The sequence below is a fragment of the Streptomyces oryzae genome (assembly GCF_017676365.1).
GTDB lineage: Bacteria > Actinomycetota > Actinomycetes > Streptomycetales > Streptomycetaceae > Streptomyces > Streptomyces oryzae.
The window spans coordinates 15,283-36,688 of sequence record NZ_JADKMA010000017.1; the positions used below are offsets into that span (position 1 = coordinate 15,283).

The 21,406-nt window shown below is 72.0% G+C and carries 22 protein-coding genes; 9 read left to right on the forward strand and 13 right to left on the reverse strand.

Features of this window, described 5'->3' with window-relative positions:
• Positions 1 to 326: 326 nt before the first annotated feature.
• Positions 327 to 1,679, forward strand: coding sequence for a PP2C family protein-serine/threonine phosphatase (locus ITI46_RS05570; RefSeq protein ID WP_372451850.1), 1,353 nt, complete (start codon positions 327 to 329; stop codon positions 1,677 to 1,679).
• Positions 1,680 to 1,762: 83 nt separating this feature from the next.
• Here the strand turns inward: ITI46_RS05570 and ITI46_RS05575 are convergent, their stop codons facing one another.
• The 5 genes from ITI46_RS05575 to ITI46_RS05595 form a co-directional block, all read right to left on the reverse strand.
• On the reverse strand, positions 1,763 to 2,119 hold the full coding sequence (locus ITI46_RS05575) for a DUF2516 family protein (RefSeq protein ID WP_209238298.1): 357 nt from the start codon (positions 2,117 to 2,119) through the stop codon (positions 1,763 to 1,765).
• Positions 2,120 to 2,300: 181 nt separating this feature from the next.
• Positions 2,301 to 2,957 carry a hypothetical protein gene (locus ITI46_RS05580; protein WP_209238255.1) on the reverse strand — a complete coding sequence of 219 codons (657 nt, stop codon included), beginning with the start codon at positions 2,955 to 2,957 and terminating at the stop codon, positions 2,301 to 2,303.
• A gap of 138 nt (positions 2,958 to 3,095) precedes the next feature.
• The gene (locus ITI46_RS05585) at positions 3,096 to 3,506 is read right to left on the reverse strand and encodes a helix-turn-helix domain-containing protein (RefSeq protein WP_209238256.1); all 411 of its coding nucleotides are present in this window, start codon (positions 3,504 to 3,506) and stop codon (positions 3,096 to 3,098) included.
• Between the two features lie 717 nt (positions 3,507 to 4,223).
• Positions 4,224 to 4,997: an SAM-dependent methyltransferase gene (locus ITI46_RS05590; RefSeq protein WP_209238257.1), complete on the reverse strand. Its 774-nt coding sequence runs from the start codon at positions 4,995 to 4,997 to the stop codon at positions 4,224 to 4,226.
• 369 nt (positions 4,998 to 5,366) lie between these two features.
• Positions 5,367 to 5,729, reverse strand: a complete 363-nt coding sequence (locus tag ITI46_RS05595; RefSeq protein ID WP_209238258.1) for a winged helix-turn-helix transcriptional regulator — start codon at positions 5,727 to 5,729, stop codon at positions 5,367 to 5,369.
• 76 nt (positions 5,730 to 5,805) lie between these two features.
• On the opposite strand from ITI46_RS05595, the gene ITI46_RS05600 reads away from it, so the two are divergent.
• A complete protein-coding gene (locus ITI46_RS05600) occupies positions 5,806 to 6,750 on the forward strand; it encodes an NAD(P)-dependent oxidoreductase (protein ID WP_209238259.1) in 945 nt (314 codons plus the stop codon).
• Between the two features lie 226 nt (positions 6,751 to 6,976).
• Here the strand turns inward: ITI46_RS05600 and ITI46_RS05605 are convergent, their stop codons facing one another.
• A complete protein-coding gene (locus tag ITI46_RS05605) occupies positions 6,977 to 7,351 on the reverse strand; it encodes a MerR family transcriptional regulator (RefSeq protein WP_209238260.1) in 375 nt (124 codons plus the stop codon).
• A 102-nt stretch (positions 7,352 to 7,453) separates the two neighbouring features.
• Between ITI46_RS05605 and ITI46_RS05610 the strand changes: the two genes are divergently transcribed.
• From ITI46_RS05610 to ITI46_RS05620, 3 genes are all read left to right on the forward strand, one after another.
• A complete protein-coding gene (locus ITI46_RS05610; RefSeq protein ID WP_209238261.1) occupies positions 7,454 to 8,578 on the forward strand; it encodes an alkene reductase in 1,125 nt (374 codons plus the stop codon).
• 9 nt (positions 8,579 to 8,587) lie between these two features.
• Positions 8,588 to 9,487: a helix-turn-helix transcriptional regulator gene (locus ITI46_RS05615; protein ID WP_209238262.1), complete on the forward strand. Its 900-nt coding sequence runs from the start codon at positions 8,588 to 8,590 to the stop codon at positions 9,485 to 9,487.
• 90 nt (positions 9,488 to 9,577) lie between these two features.
• Complete coding sequence (locus ITI46_RS05620; RefSeq protein WP_209238263.1) at positions 9,578 to 10,345, forward strand: SDR family NAD(P)-dependent oxidoreductase; 768 nt, start codon at positions 9,578 to 9,580, stop codon at positions 10,343 to 10,345.
• A gap of 37 nt (positions 10,346 to 10,382) precedes the next feature.
• Here the strand turns inward: ITI46_RS05620 and ITI46_RS05625 are convergent, their stop codons facing one another.
• Positions 10,383 to 11,153, reverse strand: a complete 771-nt coding sequence (locus ITI46_RS05625) for a TetR/AcrR family transcriptional regulator (protein WP_209238264.1) — start codon at positions 11,151 to 11,153, stop codon at positions 10,383 to 10,385.
• A gap of 284 nt (positions 11,154 to 11,437) precedes the next feature.
• On the opposite strand from ITI46_RS05625, the gene abc-f reads away from it, so the two are divergent.
• The 3 genes from abc-f (at position 11,438) to ITI46_RS05640 (ending at position 15,008) form a co-directional block, all read left to right on the forward strand.
• Positions 11,438 to 13,087 carry a ribosomal protection-like ABC-F family protein gene (gene abc-f / locus ITI46_RS05630; protein WP_209238265.1) on the forward strand — a complete coding sequence of 550 codons (1,650 nt, stop codon included), beginning with the start codon at positions 11,438 to 11,440 and terminating at the stop codon, positions 13,085 to 13,087.
• Positions 13,088 to 13,254: 167 nt separating this feature from the next.
• Positions 13,255 to 14,127, forward strand: a complete 873-nt coding sequence (locus ITI46_RS05635) for a Vgb family protein (RefSeq protein WP_209238299.1) — start codon at positions 13,255 to 13,257, stop codon at positions 14,125 to 14,127.
• A 116-nt stretch (positions 14,128 to 14,243) separates the two neighbouring features.
• Positions 14,244 to 15,008 (forward strand): class I SAM-dependent methyltransferase, encoded by a 765-nt coding sequence (locus ITI46_RS05640; protein WP_209238266.1) that lies wholly within the window; start codon positions 14,244 to 14,246, stop codon positions 15,006 to 15,008.
• A gap of 32 nt (positions 15,009 to 15,040) precedes the next feature.
• Here the strand turns inward: ITI46_RS05640 and ITI46_RS05645 are convergent, their stop codons facing one another.
• From ITI46_RS05645 to ITI46_RS05660, 4 genes are all read right to left on the reverse strand, one after another.
• Entirely contained in the window at positions 15,041 to 15,460 is a 420-nt protein-coding gene (locus ITI46_RS05645; RefSeq protein WP_209238267.1) for an ankyrin repeat domain-containing protein, read from the reverse strand.
• 65 nt (positions 15,461 to 15,525) lie between these two features.
• Positions 15,526 to 16,245, reverse strand: coding sequence for an HAD family hydrolase (locus ITI46_RS05650; RefSeq protein ID WP_209238268.1), 720 nt, complete (start codon positions 16,243 to 16,245; stop codon positions 15,526 to 15,528).
• Positions 16,246 to 16,337: 92 nt separating this feature from the next.
• Positions 16,338 to 17,429, reverse strand: a complete 1,092-nt coding sequence (locus tag ITI46_RS05655; protein ID WP_209238269.1) for an aminoglycoside phosphotransferase family protein — start codon at positions 17,427 to 17,429, stop codon at positions 16,338 to 16,340.
• Positions 17,430 to 17,545: 116 nt separating this feature from the next.
• Positions 17,546 to 18,412 carry a winged helix-turn-helix domain-containing protein gene (locus tag ITI46_RS05660; protein WP_209238270.1) on the reverse strand — a complete coding sequence of 289 codons (867 nt, stop codon included), beginning with the start codon at positions 18,410 to 18,412 and terminating at the stop codon, positions 17,546 to 17,548.
• 294 nt (positions 18,413 to 18,706) lie between these two features.
• Here ITI46_RS05660 and ITI46_RS05665 point away from each other — a divergent pair, with 294 nt between their 5' ends.
• Positions 18,707 to 18,889 (forward strand): hypothetical protein, encoded by a 183-nt coding sequence (locus ITI46_RS05665; protein ID WP_209238271.1) that lies wholly within the window; start codon positions 18,707 to 18,709, stop codon positions 18,887 to 18,889.
• Between the two features lie 114 nt (positions 18,890 to 19,003).
• On the opposite strand, the gene ITI46_RS05670 is transcribed toward ITI46_RS05665, so the two are convergent.
• Entirely contained in the window at positions 19,004 to 20,275 is a 1,272-nt protein-coding gene (locus ITI46_RS05670; protein ID WP_209238272.1) for a GNAT family N-acetyltransferase, read from the reverse strand.
• A gap of 171 nt (positions 20,276 to 20,446) precedes the next feature.
• Complete coding sequence (locus tag ITI46_RS05675) at positions 20,447 to 21,397, reverse strand: asparaginase (protein WP_209238273.1); 951 nt, start codon at positions 21,395 to 21,397, stop codon at positions 20,447 to 20,449.
• Between the last annotated feature and the right edge of the window lie 9 nt (positions 21,398 to 21,406).

Below are 21,406 nucleotides of genomic sequence, written 5' to 3' on the forward strand. Positions count from 1 at the left end.
GCGCGCCCCTGGCCGGGGCGGCGGCACAGTCCGCCGGCGCGCCGGCCAGACAGGCCGCGCCGGGACCCGGCAGCAGCCTGACCCTGCTGGTCATCGAGGACGACCCAGCAGGGGCGCTGAGTGTGCCCCGCATGCTCGACGCGTACGGCAGGCCCGTGCGGGTCCGTACGGCCCGCAACCTCACCGAGGCCGCACGGCTGCTCACGGACGATGTCCACTGCATCCTGCTGGACCTCGCGCTGCCCTGTGAGGCGCGCGGGGACTCCGAGGAGGCGCCGGCCGAGGGCCTCCCGGCCGAGCTGCCGGAGGCCGCGCCCGGCGGCGCCATCCCCGGCATCGGCGGCGTCCCCGGCACGGCGGCTCCCGCGGCCCGGCCCGTGGGGGCGGACGGAGCCGGTGGGGTCAGCGGGGCTGCTGGTTTCGGCGGGGCTTTGGGGGGCTCGGGTGCCTCCGGTGCCGCTGGTGCCTCCGGCGCTTCGGGCGCGAGCGGGGGCGCGGGCGCGAGCGGTGGTGCGGGCGCCACGGCGGGCGCAGGTGCGGGTGCGCCCTCCAGCGCGGGTGCCGGCGCCGGTGCCGTCCCCGAGCCCGGCTCGGCCGCCGGTGCCGGTGCCCGTACCGGCTCCGCTCCCGCTTCCCGAACGGCATCCGAGCCCGACGAGCTGCAGATCCTCCGCCGCGTGCTGCGGATGGCCCCGCGCCATGCCGTACTGGCGCTCACGGACGGCAGCGACGCGGAGCGGGCCGCCGAGGCCGTACGGGTCGGCGCCCAGGACTACCTCTTCCGGGACGAGCTGGACGGCAGGCTGCTGATGCGTGCCATCCGCTACGCAGTGGAGCGGAAACGGGCAGACCTGGCCCAGCGCCAGCTCACCGAGACCCGGCTGCGGGCGCAGGAGAACGCCCGGCTGGAGCGCGGGCTGCTGCCCCGGCCGCTGCTGGAGGGCAGCGATCTGCGGTTCGCCGCGCGCTACCGCCCGGGCCGCTCCCGCGCCCTGCTGGGCGGCGACTTCTACGACACCGTCCGCACCCCCGACGGCGTGGTCCACGCCATGATCGGCGACGTGTGCGGGCACGGCCCGGACGAGGCGGCACTCGGGGTCGAGCTGCGTATCGCCTGGCGTGCGCTGACCTTCGCGGGGCTGTGCGGCGAGGCGCTGCTGAGCACATTGCAGAAGGTGCTGGAGAACGAGCGGGCCAGCGAGGAGATCTTCGCGACGCTGTGCACCGTGGACATCGCCGCCGACGGCCGCAGCGCCGGGATCTATCTGGCCGGGCACCCCTCGCCGCTGTTCGCGGGGGAGGTGGCAGAGGGGGAGCCGGTGCCACGGCTGCTGCCGGAGGACGGGAGCGGGCCCGCGCTCGGGCTGCTGCCCCAAGCGCGCTGGCCGCGCCGCCAGGTGCTGCTGGGGCGCTCCTGGAGCCTGATGATGTACACGGACGGGCTGATCGAGGGCCGCGTGGACGAGGGTCGCGCGGAGGAGCCCGGCGCAGGAGAAGGCCGGGCGCCGAGCCGGGAGCGGCTCGGCCAGCAGGGGATGCTCGACATCGTGGCCCGGCGGCTGGCCGACGGCGCGCGGGGCGAGGACCTGCTGGACGCGACGATGGACGAGGTGCGCGGCCTCAACGGAGGCGAGCTGACCGACGACGTCGCCGTTCTGCTGCTGGAACGCGGACGGTGAACCGGCAGGAACCCGGCACCGTGCCGGGCCTCGCGCTCAACAGCGCGTACTGATCGACCTGGTCGGCTCAGCAGCGCCCAGCGTCACCGGCCGTTGAACGGGCCGTACGGGCCGTCGCTGCTGCTGCCTCCGCGGCGCTGGCCCCAACGCCGGCCCCGGGAAGCACCCATGACCTGCTTGAGCGCCGGGCGGACGTCGACGATGTACACGATGGTGGCGACCAGGCCGATGAGCTGCAGCAGGAGGAAAGGGATCTGCAGTACGTTCACCAGCGCCGTCAGACCCAGGATGATCAGCCAGAAGGGCTTGCTCTGCTTGTCGGCCGCGCGGTAGGCGTCCTCCCGCCGCAGTGCGGCGTCCACGAACGTGAAGACCGCCAAGGCGAGCAGCACGACGCTGATCAACGTCATGACGGTGAGCTGGAAGCCCTCGAACAGCATGGTGCTCACTCTCCTGGTCGGTCTCGGGCCGTGCGCGGTGTCGACTCGGTCCTGAAGGGGCTTGCCGCAACCGTACCCCAGCGCTGACGGAACATACCGGGCCCGCACTCATGGAACGGGCCGGGCCCGCGAAGGGTGCCCGGCCCGTTCCGTGCTCTTCCCCCGCGCCGTCCCATGTGGCTCAGGACTCGTTCTTCGGAGCCGACTTCCGGGTGGAGGACGTGGTGCTGCCGGTGCTGCCGGTGCTCTTCCGGGCGGAGGTGCTCGTCTTCTTGGCGGCGCCCGCCTTGGTGCCGTTGCCGCCGGCGCTCTTGGCGCTGGTGTCGTCGGGCTTGACGGTCTTGGCGGTCTTGTCCGTCTTGGCGGCCGTACCGGCGCCGGCGCCGGTGTCGGCTTCGGGGGACTCCTCGGCCGGCGGCTCGGCGATCTTCACCGACTGGGCGGGCTCGCGCTCGACGGTCACCTCGGGGGCCTCGTCGCCGCTCTCGCCGCGCCAGTTCCTGACCGCCTCGCGGCCGCGCACCGAGAGCTCCTCGTACGTCTCCCGGGCCTTGACCGCGTACTCGGCCGCGACGCCGACCCCCTGGAGCGCGAGGTGCTGGGCCTGCTCGCGGAGCTTCTTGATGTCGGTGTCGATTCCGCTGAGGGTCTCGCTCACCTTGGCCTGGGTCTCCTTGGCCTGCTGGGTGAGCTTCGCCTGGACCTCCTTGGGGTCCGTCTCCCGGACCGCGGCGAGGGCCTGCGGCGCCTCCTCGCGGATCTTGTCGACGACGCCGGCGGCGAAGTAGAGGGGCGTCGGGTCGGTGAGAGTCTTGCGCAGGTCGTTCGCGATGGGCATGAGGGTACGCCTTTCGTGGCTTTTGTGGCTCAACTCGCCTGACAGGGCCGTGCGTCGCGTCTCAGCGCTACGGCGCACGTCCGGTGCCGGTGGTCCGCACCGTTGCGGCCCTTGGTGTCCTTGCTCCGCTTGTTGTGCTTACTCCGGCTGCCGAGGCCCCTCGGCGGGCGGGGCCGCCGCGTCGTGGGCGGTCGTCCGCTGCTGTGCGTTCTCCTTGCGGAACGACTCGTAGATCTGGAGCAGCGCCTGCTTCTGCTGCTCGTTGATCGAGGAGTCCGCGAGGATCGCGGCGGGGACCTGCAGCAGGTCCTGCCGGTCCCGCTCGTCGAGAATCCCGGCCTGCACATAGAGCGTCTCCGCCGAGATCCGCAGTGCCTTGGCCAGCTGCTGCAGGATCTCCGCGCTCGGCTTGCGCAGGCCGCGCTCGATCTGGCTCAGATACGGGTTCGAGACGCCGGCGGCCTCCGCGAGCTGCCGCAACGACAGCTTCGCGGTCCGCCGTTGTTCCCGCAGGAACTCGCCGAGGTTCCCGACATTGAGCGAGGCCATGTCCCCAGAGTGCACCGGATCGCTAACTATTGCAAGCAGGCTGCTTGCAAGTGTGTGCCTCCGGGTGGCTTGGGGCCTTGGGCTTGAGCCCGTGATCTGTCCCGCTGAAGGCGGGCCGGCCTCGGTCCATCTGAGTCATCTGGCCTTGCGGCCCGGTCGATCTGGGCCATCTGCCGATCCGTCTCGCTCTTTCTGAGCCACTGCCGGGCCCGGCTCCCTACGGTTGTCGTATGTGGTCAGCGCCGGGTGGGGGTGGCTGGTGGAAGCTGAGGACTTCTCCCTGGGGTACGGCGACGCTCGTGGTGAGCTGCACAGCGGGCCGTTTGAGGCGATGCGGTCGACGCGCTCCGCGTCTGCCGGGCAGGTGCGGACGTTCCCGTCGTACCGGGGCAGCGCAACTTCCCGGCTGGTGCTGGGCCGTCACCAGTGGCGAGTTGGCCGGACTGCTTCGTGCGTCGTCCGGACGGCTCCGCCGTGGTGCTGGATGTGCGCCGATGACCGGATCGAGCCCGAGGATGCCGTGAAGTTCGCGGCGACGGCGGCGGCTTGCGCCGTGGCGGGCTACGGGGCGATCTATCCCGAGATCGTCAAAGCCATGGTGTTCTACGCAGCCCGCGCTGGCACAGCGCACACACCATCGAGGCAGCGACAGCACTCGACGCTGCCAACTCGGAGCTCAGTTGATACTCCCGTTTCGCCCCCAGTTTTCGGCAGCGTTCAGGTTCTGGTAACCGGGACGAGGGTCAAGTACGTGATGCCGAGGATGTTGCGGTAGCCGTCAGCCCAGGTCGACCGCTGGCGGTCGACTCGTTCGCGGGTCTCGGCGGCGAGTGGATGGTCCGGGTTCATGGCGAGCCAGAGTTCTGTGTCGTGGCGGTAGCCGGACTCGAACTCCTCCCACTCCTCACGGCTCGCCGACTCGATCCAGGCTGGCCGGAAGCCCGCCTCGACAGCGAGGTCGACGAGTGGTCCGAGCCGCAGGTGGTCGCCTGCGTGCGCCCCGGGCCACATAGCCGCGAGTTCCTCGTCCGTCGGGGTGCGATCCCAGAAGCCCTCGCCCAGAACGACACGTCCGCCTGGGCGGACCAAGCGGCGCAGCTCGTGCAGTACGACGCTGGGATCGTACGGCTGCTCGGGGTCGCACAGCGCCTGACCAGCCCCCAGGCAGAGCACCGCGTCCACGGGCCCGCGTGCCGTGCCGAGGGCCGACTCCTCGGCGAATTCGACCCGTCCGGCCAGTCCGCGCCCCTTCGCAAGGTCCCTGCCCCTGGCCAGATCCTCGGCGTTGATGTCGAGGCCCACTCCTGTCGCCCCTGGGACAGACTCCAGAACGCGGAGCAGCAGTTCGCCCCAGCCGCACCCGATGTCGAGGACGGTGGAGGGTGACACGGCGGCGAGCCGCGCGACGATGCGCCCGGCGCGGGCTTCGGAGAGCGGTCCGTGGAAGGTCAGACTGCCGAGACGCGGGGGAGGATCGGAAGCGGTTGCCATAGGGCGGAACGTTAGTTCGCCCTGAGTAGCGTGCCGAGTGATTTAGATCTGGCTCGCCGTTCTCACCGCTTCAGACGGCCTCCTGCACAAGGCGCGGGGCATCCTGCCCACGGAGCTCAAGTCTCAGATTGAGTGAGATGTCGGCCCTGCTCGTCTCACTCAATCTGAACCACTACAGGTCACAGCGTTGCGATGCCCCATCTTCATTGAGACAGGTCAACCCGGGCTTGGGTCGGGCGTCGGCGGTAGCCACCTTTTTGTGGGTACTTGGCAGTGGCAAGCGGCCGGGTGAGTCTGTTGGTGGCCGGCCGGGAGACCGGCGGCCATGCGGTAACGAGAGAAGAGTGAGGGGGCAGGGATGGCGCGAGGTCAGGAGAGAGGTGTCTGCGGCGCTGTCGCCCCGGTCAGTTGCTCCAGGCGGCGGTGGCCCCAGTCGGACAGCGGGCCCAGCGCCTCGGCGAGATCGCGGCCGAACGGAGTGAGCGAGTACTCGGTCTTCAACGGCAGCACGTCGTACACCTCGCGGTGTACGAGGCCGTCCGTCTCCATCTCGCGGAGCGCCTGAGTCAGCACCTTCTCGGTGAGCCCGGGCAGGTTTCTGCGGAGCTCGCCGGGGCGGCGCGGGCCTGACTCCAGCTGCCAGAGCAAGGCGGTCTTCCACTTGCCGTCGATCACGGCGATCGCGGCTGTCACCCCGCACACGTTCGGGTCCTGAGCACGGCTGCGCGTCATATCCGCCTCTTTTGTTGTCAGTTGTTACCACTGTACCGCTTGTTGTTGTTCAGCCTATTTGCTTGGGAGTTGAGTCATGTCTCCGACCACTGCTTCGTCGTCTTCGTCCCACGAACAATCCGCCGCCCGTACGTCTTCCGGGGACGGCGGTCGGTCGGCCGTCACGGTCCTCGGGCTGGGCCCGATGGGGCGGGCGCTGGCCGGTGCGTTCCTGGACGCGGGGATACGGACCACCGTCTGGAACCGGACACCCGGCAAGGACCAGGAGCTGGTCGCGCGAGGTGCGACGAGCGCGGCGTCGCCCGAGGAGGCGGTCGCCGCCGCCGAGCTGACCGTCGTCTGCGTCGTCGACTACGACGCGGTCGACGCCGTACTCCGGCGCGAGGCCGTCACCGACGCGCTCAAGGGCCGTACGGTCGTGAACCTGACCGCCGACACCCCGGCACGCGCCCGGGACGCGGCCGACTGGGCGGACCGGCACGGCATCCGCTACCTCGACGGCGCGATCATGACGCCGACCCCCACCATCGGCACCCCGGACGCCGTCTTCCTGCACAGCGGCCCGTACGAGCTGTACGAGCGGCAGCTGCCCGTGCTGAAGGCGCTGGGCGGCACCCACACCCACCTCGGTGCGGAGATCGGTCGCGCGGCGGCCCACGACATCGCCCTGCTCGACATCTTCTGGACCGCGGCGGCGGGTTACGCACACGCGCTGGCGATGGCCCGCGCGGAGGGCATCGCCGCGCGGGAACTGGCGCCCTTCGCCAAGGGCATCGCCACGATCCTGCCGCCGCTCTTCGAGGAGTGGGCGGGGGACATGGACGACGGCACCTTCTCCGGCAGGCTCAATCCGCTGACCTCGGGGGCCTCTTCCATGGCGCACATCGTGCACACCTCCGAGGAGCACGGCATCGACGCCGGGGTGATGCGCGCGGTCGAGGGCTGGGCCCGCCGCACCGTCGGGCTGGGGCACGGGACGGACGGATTCATCCGGGTCGCGGAGGTGCTGGGGCGTCACTGACGGGGCGTGCGAGTGCCGCACTTTGCCCGGCCTCCCCCTCGCGCTCGGCCTCCCCCTCGCGCTCGACCTTCACCTCGGGGGAGGCCACAGCCGGTGCTGCCCGCACGCGCGTTGACGGGGCAGGGCGCTGATGGCGCGGTGGAGATACGGCTCCGCGAGGAGGAGCTGGGCGCTTCAGGAGGAGCTGGGCGCTTCACCAAAGGGCTGAGCGCTTCAGGAGGACCTGTCACCTCGGCGCGGCCGTCGCCCCGGCTGCCGCGTCGATCACCTCGTCCAGCACGTCCCGCGATCTCAGCAGATCGTTGATCATGCGGTCGATCCGTGCCCGTTCCTCCGTCAGTCGGGCCACCAGCTGCGGGGTGGCCCGCGCCGATGGGCCGCCGTCCTCGTCCCGTATGCACGGCAGCAGCTCAGCGATCTTCTTGCTGCTCAGGCCGGCGGCGTAGAGCTCCTGGATACGGATGACGCGGTCGACCGCGCGTTCCGCATACTGGCGGTGGCCGCCTGGGGTGCGCTCGGAGGTGAGCAGCCCTTCCCGCTCGTAGTAGCGCAGCGAACGCTCGCTGACGCCGGTGCGCTGTGCCAGTTCACCGATCCGCATCCGTTACCGCTCCTCTCCCGGCCACGGTTCGACCTGGCGCCACTGGTCGGGTCCGACGCAACGGTTGAATCTGACGCCGGTGTCAAGTTTTACCTTGCGGGAATGCCGAACGAAACCCCCTTGCTCGCCCCGGCCCGGCTTCCCTCTCTCGGCCTGGACCTCCCCAACCGGCTGGTCATGGCCCCCATGACCAGGAACCGGGCCGCCGCGGACGGCACTCCGACCCCGCTGATGGCGACGTACTACGCACAACGCGCCACCGCCGGGCTGCTGATCGCCGAGGCGTCCACCCCGAACGCCGTCGGCCAGACCTACCCCGACATCGCCGCCATCCACCGGCCCGCACACGTTGCCGGCTGGCGGCAGGTGACCGACGCGGTGCACGTAGCCGGCGGCCGGATGTTCCTCCAGATCCAGCACGGTGGCCGCGTCGGCCACCCCGACAACAGTGGACACATCCCGTTGGCGCCCTCGCCCATTCCGCTCCCTGACACGGTCTTCACCCCCAAGGGGCACCAGAAAGCGGTCGTTCCACGGGAGATGAGCGTCGCCGACATCCGCTCCACCGTGGCCGACTTCGCCGCGGCTGCGCGCAACGCCCTGGAGGCGGGTTTCGCCGGAGTCGAGGTGCACGCCGCCAACGGCTATCTGCTGCACCAGTTCCTGAGCAGCAACACCAACCGCCGTCACGACCAGTACGGCGGCACGGTGACCGGCCGGATCCGCTTCGTCCGCGAGGTCGTGGCGGCGGTGGCCGACGCCGTTGGACCGGAGCGGGTCGGCGTCCGTATCTCGCCGTACTTCACCGGCAACGGCATGCACGAGAGCGACACCGAAACGCTCTACCCTGCGCTCGTCGCCGCTCTGGCGGACCGCGGCCTCGCCTATCTGCACCTCGTACGTGCCGACGCCGGCCTCCCGCTCTTCCAGCAGCTCCGCGACGCCTGGCCCGGCACCCTGATCGCCAACCCCGCGCTGCCCCGGGACGCCATCCCGGCCGACGGCGGACGCGCCGCGGGCGAGCGTCTGTTGACCGCAGGTGCCGACCTGATAGCCCTGGGCCGCCCCATCCTCGCCAACCCCGACCTGGTCGACCGGCTCCGCCGCGGTGCCCCTATGAACCCTGTCCGCGACCGCTACCTGATGTACGTCGGCGGCGCGACGGGTTACACCGACTACCCCGCCCTGTCGCCGCCGGCGCCGGGAGGCTTCCGGCGGGACTCCTAGCATGGACGGATGGAGATCTCGAAGCTGTCCGCCGAGGCGCGGGAGCGGCGCAGTGCGGAGATACGGGCGTTCCTGCGGTCGCGGCGGGCGCGTCTGACGCCCGCGGACGTGGGAATGGCGCCCGGGAGCGGGCGGCGCACGCCCGGTCTGCGGCGCGAGGAGGTCGCGGTCCTCGCCGGGGTCGGGGTCTCCTGGTACACGTGGCTGGAACAGGGGCGGGACATCAATGTGTCGGCCGACGTGCTGGACGCGATCGGCCGAGTGCTGCAGCTGGACAGCGCCGAGCGCGAACACCTGTATCTGCTGGCCGGACTGAACCCGCCGACGGCGCCGCCCGCCGACCGGGCAGTCCCGGCCGGAATCCGCCGGGTCATCGACGGCTGGCTGCCGCGCCCCGCCTACGTCATCGACCGGCACTGGAAGCTGGTGGCCGTCAACCGGGCGGCCCGGCTGGTGTTCGGCTACGGGGAGCGTGACCACAGCTGCCTGGTCAGCTTCTTCACCAACGCCCATTTCCGTGCCGCGCTCCGCGGCTGGGAGGACGCGGCGCGGCAGATCGTCGGACTGTTCCGGGCGGACGCCGCGCGCTATCCGGACGACCCGGAGTTCGGCAGGCTCGCCGAGGACATGTGCGCCGCCAGCCCCTTGTTCGCCACCGTCTGGGCCGAGCACCCGGTGGGCAGCGCGACCGAGGGCGTCAAGTCCCTGGTGCACCCTGCGGCGGGGGAGCTGACGTTCGACTACACGATGCTGCCGGTCGCCGATCTGCCCGGTGCGCGGCTGCTGTTGTACACCCCGGCCGAGGGGACGCCGACCCAGGAGCGGGTGGCCGGCCTGCTGGCGGTACGGGACGAGGCCGAGGCCGAGCCCGCGCCCGAGCGGGTGCCGGCACCGGCACCGGCACCGTAGCCGTAACCGCCGTCCGTCGAGGGTGGTGGTGGCAGACCCAGGTTCGGCCCGCACTGCCGGGCCCGCGCGCACCGCCCGAGCATCGTTGCCATGCAGCGATTCACGAACAAGACAGTCCTGATCACCGGCGGCACCAGCGGCATGGGTTTCGCCACGGCACGACGGCTCCTGGACGAGGGCGCGTACGTCGTACTGACCGGACGCGACAAGGCGCGCCTGGACGCGGCGGTCGACCGGCTCGGCGCGGTGGAAGGGCGGGTGCTCGCCGTAGCAGCGGACGCCGGCTCGCTCACCGACACCGACGCGCTGATGCGGCGTACCGAAACCTGGCGCGGCACCCTGGACGCGGTCTTCGCCAATGCGGGAGTCGGCGTTTTCAAGCCGACCGCCGAGATCACCGAGGACGACTTCGACCACGTCGTGGACGTCAACTTCAAGGGCGTCTTCTTCACCGTGCAGAAGGCGCTGCGGCTGATGCCGCAGGGCGGTGCCGTCGTCATCAACGCCTCCTGGACCCTGTACCGCGGGCTGCCCGTCGCCTCCGTCTACTCCGCCAGCAAGGCAGCGGTCCACAACCTCGCCCGCACGCTGGGGTCCGATCTGGCGCCGCGCGGAATCCGTGTCAACTCCGTCAGCCCCGGCTACATCGACACCCCGATGTGGCGCGCGGCCAACACCGACCCCGGCGACGAGGCCCGCAACTCCGCCGAGGTGGCGCTCGGCACGCTCGGTCACCCCGACGACATCGCGGCAGCCGTCGCCTTCCTCGCCTCCGACGACGCGGCCTACATCACCGGCCAGGATCTGATCGTGGACGGCGGCCTGGTCGGTTCCGTGCCGGTCCCGGTGGAGGGCTGACGGGAGCGGCGTTGTCCATGGGGCGTGCCCATGCGGGTCACGCATCGGCGGAGGTGCTGGTGAACGCTCCGGCCCGGGCGGCGAGTGCGGCCGCGCGGGCCGCCTGCGCGGGCAGGTCCGGGCCGGGCGCCGCGTGCAGCAGCACCCGCTGGTGGTAGACGGGGGCGGTCGAGCTCACCACGAGCTGCCGCGCGTCGACGGGCGGACTCAGCTCCCCGCGTGCCACCGCCCGTTCCACGACCACCTCGCAGCGTGCGTACCGTTCCTCCCAGAACCGTCTCAGCGCCCGCGCCGCCTCCTCGGAGCGGAAGGAGGCGGCGATCAGGGCCAGCGCGACGGACGGCTCCTGCGTCAGCGCCTCCTGCACCTCCTCGTTGAGCGCCCGCAGATCCTCCTCCAGGGAGCCGGTGTCGGCCGGGCGCCAGGTGTCGTCCCCCGCCGCGTCGAGTACGTCGGCGAGCAGTCCGCCCACATCGCGCCAGCGTCGGTAGACCGTCGCGCGGTGCACGCCCGAGCGCGCGGCGACGGCGTCGACGGTCAGACCGTCGAACCCCTGCTCCACCAGCAGCGGGCCCACAGCCGCCAGCACCTGCTCGCGGACGCGCGCCGTCCGCCCGCCCGGCCGCCGGGAGCCGGGCGGCGGGGGCTCGGCGGTCTCGCTGCCGGGGCCGTTGCCGTTGCCGTTGCCGGGGCCGGGGCCGTTGGCAGGGCCAGGGCCAGGGTTGGGGCCGGTGCCAGGGTCGGGGCCGGGTCCCGGTCCGGGCCTGGCACCGTCGGCACTGCCGTCTCCGGCATTTCCCGCGGTCACGTCCACTTCACGATCGCCTCGTCTCCCGTCCTCGCTGCGCCTGCTGCCCGGCCGCCTCCCGCCGGCGCCCGCAGAAATTCCTCTTGCCGTGGCGGGGCCGTCGTGTCACTATCTTAACGCGACAGGCGTCGCTGTAAAGCCTCGCCGGTCGTGCCGAGTCGTATCCGTCGCGCGTCGCGCATGCCGCGACATGGAAGAGGAGCTTTCGATGCTCAACCAGAGCGTTCACCCGGTCCTTCGGTCCTCCCCGGCCGCCTCACCCACGTTCGTTTTGGAGAGCACGGATGCCCACCCAGATCACGGCCTCGGCCGTCACGAAGTCGTACGAAGGCCGGACCGTCCTGGACGGGGTGAACTGCGCGCTCTCGGCGGGTGAGCGCGCGGGGATCGTCGGGGAGAACGGCTCCGGCAAGACGACCCTGCTCCGCCTGCTCGCGGGGGACGAGAAGCCGGACGGGGGAGAGATCGTCCTGTACGCCGAGGGCGGCGTCGGTTACCTCGCCCAGGAAGAAGTGCTGCCCCCTGAGTTGACCGTGCAGCAGGTCGTCGACCGAGCGATGAGCGAACTGCGCGCCATGGAGCGGCGCCTGCGCTCGCTGGAGGCGGCGATGTCGGCGGGCGACGAGTCTGCTCTCGGGGAGTACGGAGAGCTGCTGACCGTCTTCGAGCTGCGCGGGGGCTATGAGGCGGAGTCCCGCGTCGAGCGTGCCCTGCACGGGCTCGGACTGGGGCTGCTGCCCCGCGCCCGCACCGTGGGCGGCCTCTCCGGCGGCGAACGGGTGCGGCTCCGGCTGGCCGCCCTGCTGGCCGCGGGCCCCGAGGTGCTGCTGCTGGACGAGCCGACGAACCATCTGGACGACGCCGCGCTGCGCTGGCTGGAGGAGCATCTGCGGGCCCGCCGCGGCACCACGATCGCGGTCTCCCACGACCGCACTTTCCTGGAGCGCGTCGCGACGACGCTGCTGGAGGTGGACGCCGACCGCCGCCAGGTCGTCCGCTACGGCAACGGATACGCGGGCTATCTGGCGGAGAAGGCCGCCGCCCGGCGCCGCTGGGCAGAGGCGCACGAGCGCTGGCGGTCCGAGACGGAACGGCTGCGCGAGGCTGCCGCCACCACGGCTCGCCGAGTGGCCCCTGGCCGGGCGATGAAGGACGGCAACAAGATGGCGTACGACCGGGCCGCAGGTCGCGTCCAGCAGTCCCTCGCCGGCCGGGTCCGCAACGCGGAGGAGCGGCTGCGCCGACTGCTGGCCGACCCCGTGCCACCCCCACCGGCACCACTGCGCTTCGCCGCCCCGGCGCTGCGCGGCGCCGGGCTGCGCGGGACGGTGCTGGATGTCGAGGGGGCCGGCGTCCGCGGGAGACTGCCCCGCACGGACCTGACGCTCGCCGCCGGTGAACGGCTGCTGGTGACGGGACCGAACGGGGCCGGCAAGAGCACCCTGCTGAGCGTCCTGGCCGGAGAGCTGGAGCCCGACACCGGCCGGGTCTCGCGCCGGGGCCGGATCGGCCATCTCGCCCAGGAGCCGGAGAGCGTCGCCGGTGCCGGGCAGACGCTGCTGGAGGCGTACGCCCGTGGCCGTCCCGGGCCCCCGGAGGAGCACGCCCAACGGCTGCTGTCGCTGGGCCTGTTCGACGCCGAACGGCTGGCGGTGCCCGTCGCCCGGCTCTCGACCGGCCAGCGGCAACGCCTCGCCCTGGCCAGGCTGGTGACCGAACCGGCCGACGTCCTGCTGCTGGACGAGCCGACCAACCATCTCTCACCCGCGCTGGTCGAGGAGTTGGAAACGGCCCTGGACGCCTACGACGGCGCGCTGGTCGTCGTCAGCCACGACCGCAGCCTGCACCGGCGCTGGCGAGGCGCGCGGCTCGCCCTGGAAGAACCGAACGCGTCGCTCCCCGAGGGGACGGCCGAGGAGAGGAGCCCCTTGTGAGCCCCGACCGAGAGCACCCCACCACACCCGCCGCCCCCACGCCTGCGGCGACCGGGCCGACGTCTGCGGCGATCGCCCCCACGTCTGCGGCGACCGGACCCGCGTCGGCGATGGCCGGACCCGCGTCGGCGGTGACGGGACCCGCGTCGGCGGTGACCGTGACCACCATGGCGGCCTTCGGCTCCGAAGCGGCTCCCTATGGCATCGCCACCGGGCCCGATGGGGCGCTGTGGGTGACGCTCGTTGGCGGGGGCGCCATTGCCCGGGTCACCCCGGAGGGGCGGGCGAGGACGTTCGCGCTCGACGCAGCCGGCTGCGGCCCGACGGTGATCACGCCGGGTCCCGACGGCGCCCTGTGGTTCACCCGTACCAAGGACCACCGGATCGGCCGGATCACGGTGGACGGGCAGACCGAGTCCTTCGCGCTGCCGACACCGGAGTGCGGTCCGTACGGCATTGCGACGGGGGCGGACGGCGCGCTGTGGTTCACCGAGACGAGCGCTCACCGCATCGGCCGGATCACCACCGAGGGCGAGGTCACCGAGTTCCCGCTTCCGGTCAGCGGGTGCTTTCCCTCCGCCCTGGTGGCGGGCCCTGATGGTGCGCTGTGGTGCACGCTCAACCAGGCGGACGCGGTCGGCCGGATCGCGCTGGACGGCAGCGTCACGCTGTACGAGCTGCCCACCAAGGGTGCCGCGCCGGTGGGGATTGCCGCCGGGACGGACGGGGAGCTGTGGTTCGTGGAGATCGGTGCCGGTCAGCTGGGCCGGATCAGCACGGACGGCTGTATCGACGAGTTCCCGCTGCCGGACCGCGAGTCCAGGCCGCATGCGGTGACCGTGGCCCCGGACGGCACCTGCTGGATCACCGAGTGGGCGGCCAACCGCGTGGCAGCGCGTGTCCCCTCGGGCCACATCGTGGAGCACCCGTTGCCCACTCCGGGGTCGGAGCCGCATGGCCTCGCCCTTGGTCCGGACGGCTACCTCTATGTCGCGCTGGAGCTCGGGGAGGTGGTGCGGATCAGCACGGCGATGCCGTGACCGGACCGGCCACCGGACCGGGCACGGAACCGGCAGAGGCGGGCGGCGAACCGGCAGCGGTGAACCGGGCGACAAACCAGTTGGTCCGGGTGGCGCGGTCACGTGACGATGGGGGTATGGCGTGTGCGTTCGATGATCTGGTGGCGGAGGCCGCTGCCGTCTCCGTGGACGGGTGGGATTTCTCCTGGCTGGAGGGGCGGGCGACCGAGGAGCGGCCCTCATGGGGGTATCAGCGGCTGATGAGCGCACGGCTCGCCACCGCCTCGGCCGCGCTCGACATCCAGACCGGCGGTGGGGAGGTGCTTGCGGGAGCGGAGAAACTGCCGTCCACGATGGCCGCGACCGAGTCGTGGCCGCCGAACGTCGCCAAGGCGACCGCGCTGCTGCGGCCGCGCGGGGTGGTGGTTGTCGCGGACGCGGACGAACCGCCGTTGCCGTTTGCCGACGGCGCGTTCGACCTGGTGGTCAGTCGCCACCCGGTGCGGGCCTGGTGGCCGGAGATCGCCCGGGTGCTGGAGCCGGGCGGCAGCTATCTCGCCCAGCATGTGGGCCCGGCGTCGGTGTTCGAGCTGGTGGAGTTCTTCCTCGGCCCCCAGCCCGAGGCCCGGCAGCACCGGAGGCCCGAGGACGAGCGGGCGGAGGCCGAGGCGGCGGGCCTCGAGGTGGTGGACCTGCGGTCCGAGCGGCTCCGGATGGAGTTCTTCGATATCGGCGCGGTCGTCTACTTCCTGCGCAAGGTCGTATGGATGGTCCCGGACTTCAGCGTGGAGCGGTACCACCAACGGCTGCGGGAGTTGCACGACCTGATCGAGGCGGAGGGCCCGTTCGCCGCGCACTCGGCACGCTTCCTCATCGAGGCCCGCAAGCCCGCCCGAGGCTGAGCTGCCCCAGTTCCTCGGGGCCGGTGGCGGCGCTACTGCTCGCCGAAGAGGTCCAGGAGTTCCCGCTTTTCGAACATGCGGGCCGTCTCCACCGCGGACGGCGTTCCGGCGTGCGGGTCGGCGCCGGCCTCGACGAGGACCCTGACCACCTGGTCCTCCCCCTTGAAGACCGCACCGGCGAGCGGGGACTGCCCCCGGTCGTTGGTGCGGTCGGGGTCGGCGCCCTGCGCGAGGAGAGCGCGGACGGTCTCCGGGTGGCCGTGGTAGGCGGCCAGCATCAGGAGGGTGTCGCCCTTGTCGTTGCTCAGGTTCGCCGGGACGCCCGCCTTGACGTAGGCGGCGACGGTGTCGGTGTCGCCGTGCCGGGCCAGGTCGAAGACCTTCTGCGCCAGTTCCAGGACCTCGGGGTCGTGTGCGGGCTCGTCGCTCGCCGGGGTGGGTGCGTCACTCATGGGGCCAGCGTACGGATCATCGCGGGTCACAAGAGGTTGCGCCCCAGCCCGCGCACCCGGGCCGGTCACACATGGGCCAGCGGATCGACCGTCAGGAGTATCTCGCGGAGGGAGGGTACGACCCACTCGGCGCCGGCTTCCCGCAGCTCGCGTTCCTTGCGCTCGTTGCGGGCGTAGCCCACGAAACCGACCCCGGCGGCCCGCGCGGCGGTGACGTCGCGTGCCGAGTCTCCGATCATCACCGTATCGGCGGCCTCGGCCCCCGTCGTTTCCAGGGCGCGCAGCACACAGTCGGGGTCGGGCTTCAGCCGGAGCGGCGCGGCACCGTCGCAGACCCGGCCGCTCACGCGCCCTGCGAATGCTTCCAGCAGGGTGCGGCCTGCGAGATAACGTTCCACCGCCTCGGCGGAGTTGTCGGTGGCGACGGCCACTGTGCGGCCCGTGGCGCACAGGGTCCGTACCAGCGCGTCGGCGTATCCGGTGGGGAAGGCCACCTCAGCTGCGGCGATTTCCTCCGCCACCAGCGACCGTTCCATCTGCCGTGCGCTCTCCGGCGGCAGCAGTGTGGAGTCGGCGAAGGCGGCGGTCAGCAGCCGCAGCGGGTCGTTGGTATCGGGCCACTTTCCGGCGGAGCCTTCGGAGCCTGCGGCGCCTTCGGCGCGGTCGGTGTACGTCTCGCGCAGCCGGCCGGCGACCGAGGCGGCCGTGCGCCGGGCGAAGAGGTGGCACAGCGGGCCGTCGAAGTCGAATATCACGCACCGCGCCGAATCGATCGCATGTTCCACTGCCGCCACCATCGCTGTCCCCCGTCCGCTGTCCCCGTCGCCCTGCGCGCCGTGGGTCGTGAGTCGCACGTCGGGCAGCGATTGTCGCAGGCTCACCCGTGCGCGGGCAGCGGTCCGTCCGGCCCGGTGCAGAAGTCGGCGTACGCCAGCTCGACGGCGCCCGGGCTCGGCACGTCGGCCAGCTCCAGGGGCTCGGCGGCGCGCAGGAGTACGTCGTGCACCAGCTTGGCCGCCTGCCCCAGCCGGTCGGCGAAGGCGGCCGAGCCCACCGCGTCGGCGACCGCCACGGCCTGCCGCACGACGTCGGTGAAGACGGACTGGGCCCGTTTGAAGCCGAGGTAGCGCGGCAGGTCCTCCGCGAGCTGCGTTTCGGCTCCGGGCAGCAGCGGGGCGACCGTCCGCCGCCACCGCGCGACGACTTCGGCGTGCTGCTGTGCCGGGTAGTCCATCAGATACAGATGAGTTGCCAGGTCGTACAGCGGGTCGCCGAAGGAGGCCAGCTCCCAGTCGATGGTCCACAGCGTGCCCGCCGGGTCGACGATGAAATTGGCCCGGTGCAGATCGCCGTGCAGGAGACATACCGGCCGGTCGGTCAGTAGCGCGGCGTCCGCCGCGAGCCGGGAGCGGGGGCCCAGCGCGTCGCGCGGCACACCGAGCCGGTCGAAGAGCGGAGCGAAGCGCGGCAGGCGCGCCCGGTAGGCGCGCTCGCGGGTGAACTCCAGCAGCCCATGCAGAAATCCCGGGCCACTGATCCGGTCGCCGCTCCGCTCGCCGCCGAGCCTGCGGGCGCGCACATCCCCTGGCCGCAGTCGGCACAGTGAAGCGAACCGCTCCATGATCTGCCGCAGTTGGGCGGGCGCCACCGGGTGGCCGCGGGGGGAGAGCGCCGCGAGGGTCCGGCCCTCGATGAAACCGTGGAAGACGGTCCCGGTCGAGCGGACCCGGTGGACGGGCGGCACGCGCGGTACGCCGAGCCGGGCGAGCTCGAGCAGCAGTTCGTCCTCGGAGGCGAAGTACCGCCGGTCGAACCACAGCGCGCCTTCCCGCGGTTCGCCGATCTTGACCCGTCCCAGCCTGGTCAGTTCGCCCTGCGGCCGGACGACGTACCACTCGCGGTGGTAGCCGGCCAGCGGTCCGTCCACCGTGCCGATCGCTTCGGCCTGCTGAAGTGCGGGTGAGGTCATCGGAGCTGTCCTCGGGGCGGTTGGGCCCGGCCACGGAGATCACCGGGGTGCCGGAACCTTACCGGGCCCCTACGCGCCGCCTCTCGCGGCTCCCTCGCCTGTCACCCGAAGGCCTGTCACCCAAAGGGAACCGCGATGGTGGTCCACAGGGAGTCGAAGAACTCCTGCGACTCCGCCACGAAGGTGGCCTCCTGCTCGTCCCGCGCCTCCGCACCCCGGGTGGAGCGGAAGAGCTTGGCGGTCAGACCGAGTACGTCGTACAGGGCCAGTTGCTCGCCGTGGAAGTCGGCGTCCTCGTTCTTGACGACTTGGTAGTAGCCGGTGAGCGCCTCGTCGCCGTTGAGCAGGTAGAGCTTGTGGGTGGGGGTGAGCGGGACGGCACGGACGGTCAGCTCCACCTCGGTGCCGAACTGGGAGAGCGAGCCCAGGGAGTTGCGGAGGGCGTTGACGTAGGTGGTCTGTATCTGGTGCAGCCGCTCGCGGGGTTTGGGGTCCTCCGGGTCGTCTATGAGGCGGGGGAGGGCGAGCCGGGCCCCGAGGCTGGGGATGATCACCCGCGCGGTGACCGAGCGGGGGGTCAGCTGCAGGTCCATGACCTGGCGAACGGGCCAGGCCAGGGCGTTGTTGAGGGTTTCGGTGGTGAGGGAGAACGCGTCGATGGTCACGTGCTCGGCCTGAAATGCCTCGTGGAGGCGGTCCGTCAGCTCCACGCCCGCGCTGCGCGGGGCGTCCGCGTGGTGCGTGGGTTCGGCCACGGTCGGTGAGGCCCCTCGGCCCACGTTCTCCAGCAGCCCTTCCTGGGCGAGGGCTGCCAGCGCCTCGCGTACGGCGCTGCGGCCTACGGAGAACTCGGCTTCCAGCTCCCGTTGGGTGGGGAGACGGGTGCCGGGCCGGAGCTCTCTGGTCCGGATCCGCTCACGGAGGGTGTCGGCGACCACATCGCGCGGGCGGCGGCCGCTTGCGGAAGTCGGCTTCCTGGTCACGCGATGACCATACAACTTCGGGACAACGGGCGTTAGTTGTCAGTCATTGGTTTTCGAATGGTGGACAAGTGGGAATGTACTAAGCGAGTTGGTCGCCAACTTTTGGGCTTTGCAGCCAACTGGCAGCAGATCCCGCCAACCAGTCCGTTCCGTTCTGTTCCGTTCTGTTCCGTTCTGCTCCACTCCGTTCCGCTCCTTGGTCGGCCGTGAGCCATCCGCCCGTCCGATGTCGCATGGGCGAACCCGTACTCCCAGCACAGCCGTTCCTCTCGTGCCTGAGAAGGAGGGACCGCCATGCCGCTCTTCGCGCTCGCCGTAGCCATCGCCGTCGTCGCCTTCGAGCAGCTCGTCCAGGTGCGCTACGGGGTCCTGGGCCTCGTGGGCTTCCTGCTGCTGAGCGTCGGCCTCAAGGCCCGGCACACCGGGTGCAGCACCGCGGGGGCACTCGTGCTCGCCACCTTGCTGCTTCATCCCTGAGTGCCCGGTCCGCCGTTCCCGGCGGCCGCTGTCATGCCGCCTTCCCCTCCCATCAACCCACGCCACGGGGGAAGGCGGCTTGACGGCGGAATGTCCCTTCGGGGCGCCGATGTCTCAGAACATGTCCTGGCACCACGGCCGTCGTGCCGTGCGGAAGAGCACGTCCGTCCGCTCCGTAGCCCCCTCCCGGTGCTCGGTCAGCCGGCCCAGGGCCGCGAGCCGGGTGGCGGACTCCTCGCCCAGGAAGAGGGCGCCCAGGTCGGAGACGTCCAGCGACAGTTCCGCGTCCTCCCCCGTGGCCGCGCAGTGTGCCCCGCCCTGCGGACCGGCCGCCTCCAGCTTGAAGCATCCGCCCGCGTAGCCGTCCTTGTCCCGCACCTCCAGCACCAGCGTCCCCTCGACGCCGTACGTTCGGGCCGCCAGCATGCGCGGCACATCCAGCGGCCGCAGCCACAGCCAGTCGGCGTGTGTGACGGTGCGCGCGGCGCGCGGGTCGGGCAGCAGCAGGGGCAGTACGTCGTCCGGGGCGCGGGAGCCCGTGCGTACCCGGAGCACCCAGTCCATCGACAGCACGAACCGCCACAGCGCCGCCTCGCCTGCGGGCGTGGTGGCGAACAGATCCCGTACGGTCACCGTCTGCTCGGGCTGATTGGCCTGCCATACGTCGTCGGAGGTGTAGCTCACACCGCCCTGCGGCTGCCCTGCGGCGTCGCGGTAGACGGCGTGGAAGGCCGGGGTGAAGCCGTCCTCCGGGAAGCGCAGCTCGCCGGTTGCCGACCGCCACCACTTCTCCGACCGGTCGATGGCGCCCTGCCGCTGCGGACCGGTGCGGAACCGCTCGTGGACGGCCGGCATCTCGGCCCGGAACTCGGCGGCGTCCACCAGATCCACCCGCCCGCCGTCCCCCAGGTCGGCCGGGCCCGCGTAGCGCCGGTCCAGGCCCGTACGGGCGACGAGGACCTCCCACTCGGTGGTCCAGCTCGCGGGGCCGAAGCCGTACCGCCCGTAGATCGGGTACTCGGCCGCGATCAGCGTCGCGCACACTTCGCCGCGCTCCTTGGCCGCGTTCAGGGCGTTCGCCATCATCCCGCTCAGCAGCCCGCGCCGCCGGTGTGTGGGCGAGACGGTGACACCGGAGACCCCGCAGGCGGGCAGCATCGCGCCGCCGGGGACGGTCAGCGACTGCGGCAGCGTACGGAACGTGCCCACGCACCGGTCGCCGTCGTAGGCGCCCTGGATACGGCCGAGATCCGTGCCCAGCGCGCGGACCGCCACCTCTTTCTCGCTGACGGTGGGGCCGCGGAAGAAGCCGGTGGCCACGGCGCGCAGCCACTCCTGGTACTCGTCGGGGCCGGCCAGGGTGCGGATCTCGACGCGGTTCGCCATGCGCCCACGCTAGGCACCGGCTCCCGGCACCGCACCCGGATTTCCGCCGCCCGACAGCCGCTGCCAGTCGCCCGACAGTCACCCCACAGCCGCTGCCAGTCGCCCGACAGCCACCGCCAGTCACCCCACAGCCGCTGGCAGTCGCCCAGCAGCCGCCCGCCCCGCGCCGCCTCAGAACGCCGCGCGGACCTCGCCGACCCGTACGCCGCCGCCCAGTATCGGAGCCGTCGCGATCCGCTCCAGCACCGGCGAGCTCACTCCCATGTGGACGGAGAGCGCCCTTGCCAGCACGGGGCCCAGCGCCCGCGAGGCGCCGTCCTCCACCTTGAAGGCGAGGGCGCGGCCGTCCGGGAGGGCGAAGCCCTGCACGGCCTCGGCGCCCATCTTGCTGACCGCGCCGGGCAGTTCCCGCATCAGCCAGGTGTCGTGCCGCCGGGTGCCGCCCACGTACTCGGGGTGGGCGCGCATCGCCTCGGCGACCCGCCCCTCCGGCGACTGCGCGGGGGCCAGCGCCAGCGCACGGAAGCCGCGTGCCAGCCCGGTCAGCGAGACGGCCATCAGCGGGGCGCCGCAGCCGTCCACCCCGGTGTGCGCGACCGGGTCGCCGGTGGTCTCCTCCAGCGTCTCCCTGACCAGCTTCTGCAGCGGGTGGCCGGCGTCCAGATAGCTGTCGGCCGGCCAGCCGTTGGCCCGGCAGGCGGCGAGCATCGCGGTGTGCTTGCCGGAGCAGTCCATGGCCAGCGGCGTACGGCTGGAGCCCGCCGCCAGGAACGCCTCGGCCTCCTCCTCGTCGAGCGGGAGGGAGGCGGGGCACTGCAGATCCGACTCGGCCAGCCCGTGGTCGGCGAGCATGGCGCGGACCAGATCGAGCTGGAACCCCTCCCCGGAGTGGCTCGCCGCGGCCAGCGCCAGCCTTGCGCCGGACAGCTCAAGTCCGGAGCGCAGTACGGCGGACGCCTGGAACGGCTTGTTCACCGAGCGCGGGAAGACCGGCGCCTCCGGGTCGCCCAGCGCGAACGTGACGCTTCCGTCGGCCGCCAGCACCACCAGCGAGCCCCGGTGCCGTCCCTCGGTGAAGCCGGACCTGACGACCTCGGCGAGCACGGGGGATATCTCGGGCATCTCGGGACC

What these genes read in the sequence shown, in the direction of transcription:
- ITI46_RS05670 (WP_209238272.1), bottom strand. Translation starts at nt 20,275, where the DNA reads ATGGCGAACCGCGTCGAGATCCGCACCCTGGCCGGCCCCGACGAGTAC.
- ITI46_RS05595 (WP_209238258.1), bottom strand. Translation starts at nt 5,729, where the DNA reads ATGACGCGCAGCCGTGCTCAGGACCCGAACGTGTGCGGGGTGACAGCC.
- ITI46_RS05600 (WP_209238259.1), top strand. Translation starts at nt 5,806, where the DNA reads ATGTCTCCGACCACTGCTTCGTCGTCTTCGTCCCACGAACAATCCGCC.
- ITI46_RS05620 (WP_209238263.1), top strand. Translation starts at nt 9,578, where the DNA reads ATGCAGCGATTCACGAACAAGACAGTCCTGATCACCGGCGGCACCAGC.
- ITI46_RS05585 (WP_209238256.1), bottom strand. Translation starts at nt 3,506, where the DNA reads ATGGCCTCGCTCAATGTCGGGAACCTCGGCGAGTTCCTGCGGGAACAA.
- ITI46_RS05615 (WP_209238262.1), top strand. Translation starts at nt 8,588, where the DNA reads ATGGAGATCTCGAAGCTGTCCGCCGAGGCGCGGGAGCGGCGCAGTGCG.
- ITI46_RS05575 (WP_209238298.1), bottom strand. Translation starts at nt 2,119, where the DNA reads ATGCTGTTCGAGGGCTTCCAGCTCACCGTCATGACGTTGATCAGCGTC.
- ITI46_RS05580 (WP_209238255.1), bottom strand. Translation starts at nt 2,957, where the DNA reads ATGCCCATCGCGAACGACCTGCGCAAGACTCTCACCGACCCGACGCCC.
- ITI46_RS05635 (WP_209238299.1), top strand. Translation starts at nt 13,255, where the DNA reads ATGGCGGCCTTCGGCTCCGAAGCGGCTCCCTATGGCATCGCCACCGGG.
- ITI46_RS05675 (WP_209238273.1), bottom strand. Translation starts at nt 21,397, where the DNA reads ATGCCCGAGATATCCCCCGTGCTCGCCGAGGTCGTCAGGTCCGGCTTC.
- ITI46_RS05640 (WP_209238266.1), top strand. Translation starts at nt 14,244, where the DNA reads ATGGCGTGTGCGTTCGATGATCTGGTGGCGGAGGCCGCTGCCGTCTCC.
- ITI46_RS05645 (WP_209238267.1), bottom strand. Translation starts at nt 15,460, where the DNA reads ATGAGTGACGCACCCACCCCGGCGAGCGACGAGCCCGCACACGACCCC.
- ITI46_RS05610 (WP_209238261.1), top strand. Translation starts at nt 7,454, where the DNA reads ATGCCGAACGAAACCCCCTTGCTCGCCCCGGCCCGGCTTCCCTCTCTC.
- ITI46_RS05665 (WP_209238271.1), top strand. Translation starts at nt 18,707, where the DNA reads ATGCCGCTCTTCGCGCTCGCCGTAGCCATCGCCGTCGTCGCCTTCGAG.
- ITI46_RS05605 (WP_209238260.1), bottom strand. Translation starts at nt 7,351, where the DNA reads ATGCGGATCGGTGAACTGGCACAGCGCACCGGCGTCAGCGAGCGTTCG.
- ITI46_RS05590 (WP_209238257.1), bottom strand. Translation starts at nt 4,997, where the DNA reads ATGGCAACCGCTTCCGATCCTCCCCCGCGTCTCGGCAGTCTGACCTTC.
- abc-f (WP_209238265.1), top strand. Translation starts at nt 11,438, where the DNA reads ATGCCCACCCAGATCACGGCCTCGGCCGTCACGAAGTCGTACGAAGGC.
- ITI46_RS05655 (WP_209238269.1), bottom strand. Translation starts at nt 17,429, where the DNA reads ATGACCTCACCCGCACTTCAGCAGGCCGAAGCGATCGGCACGGTGGAC.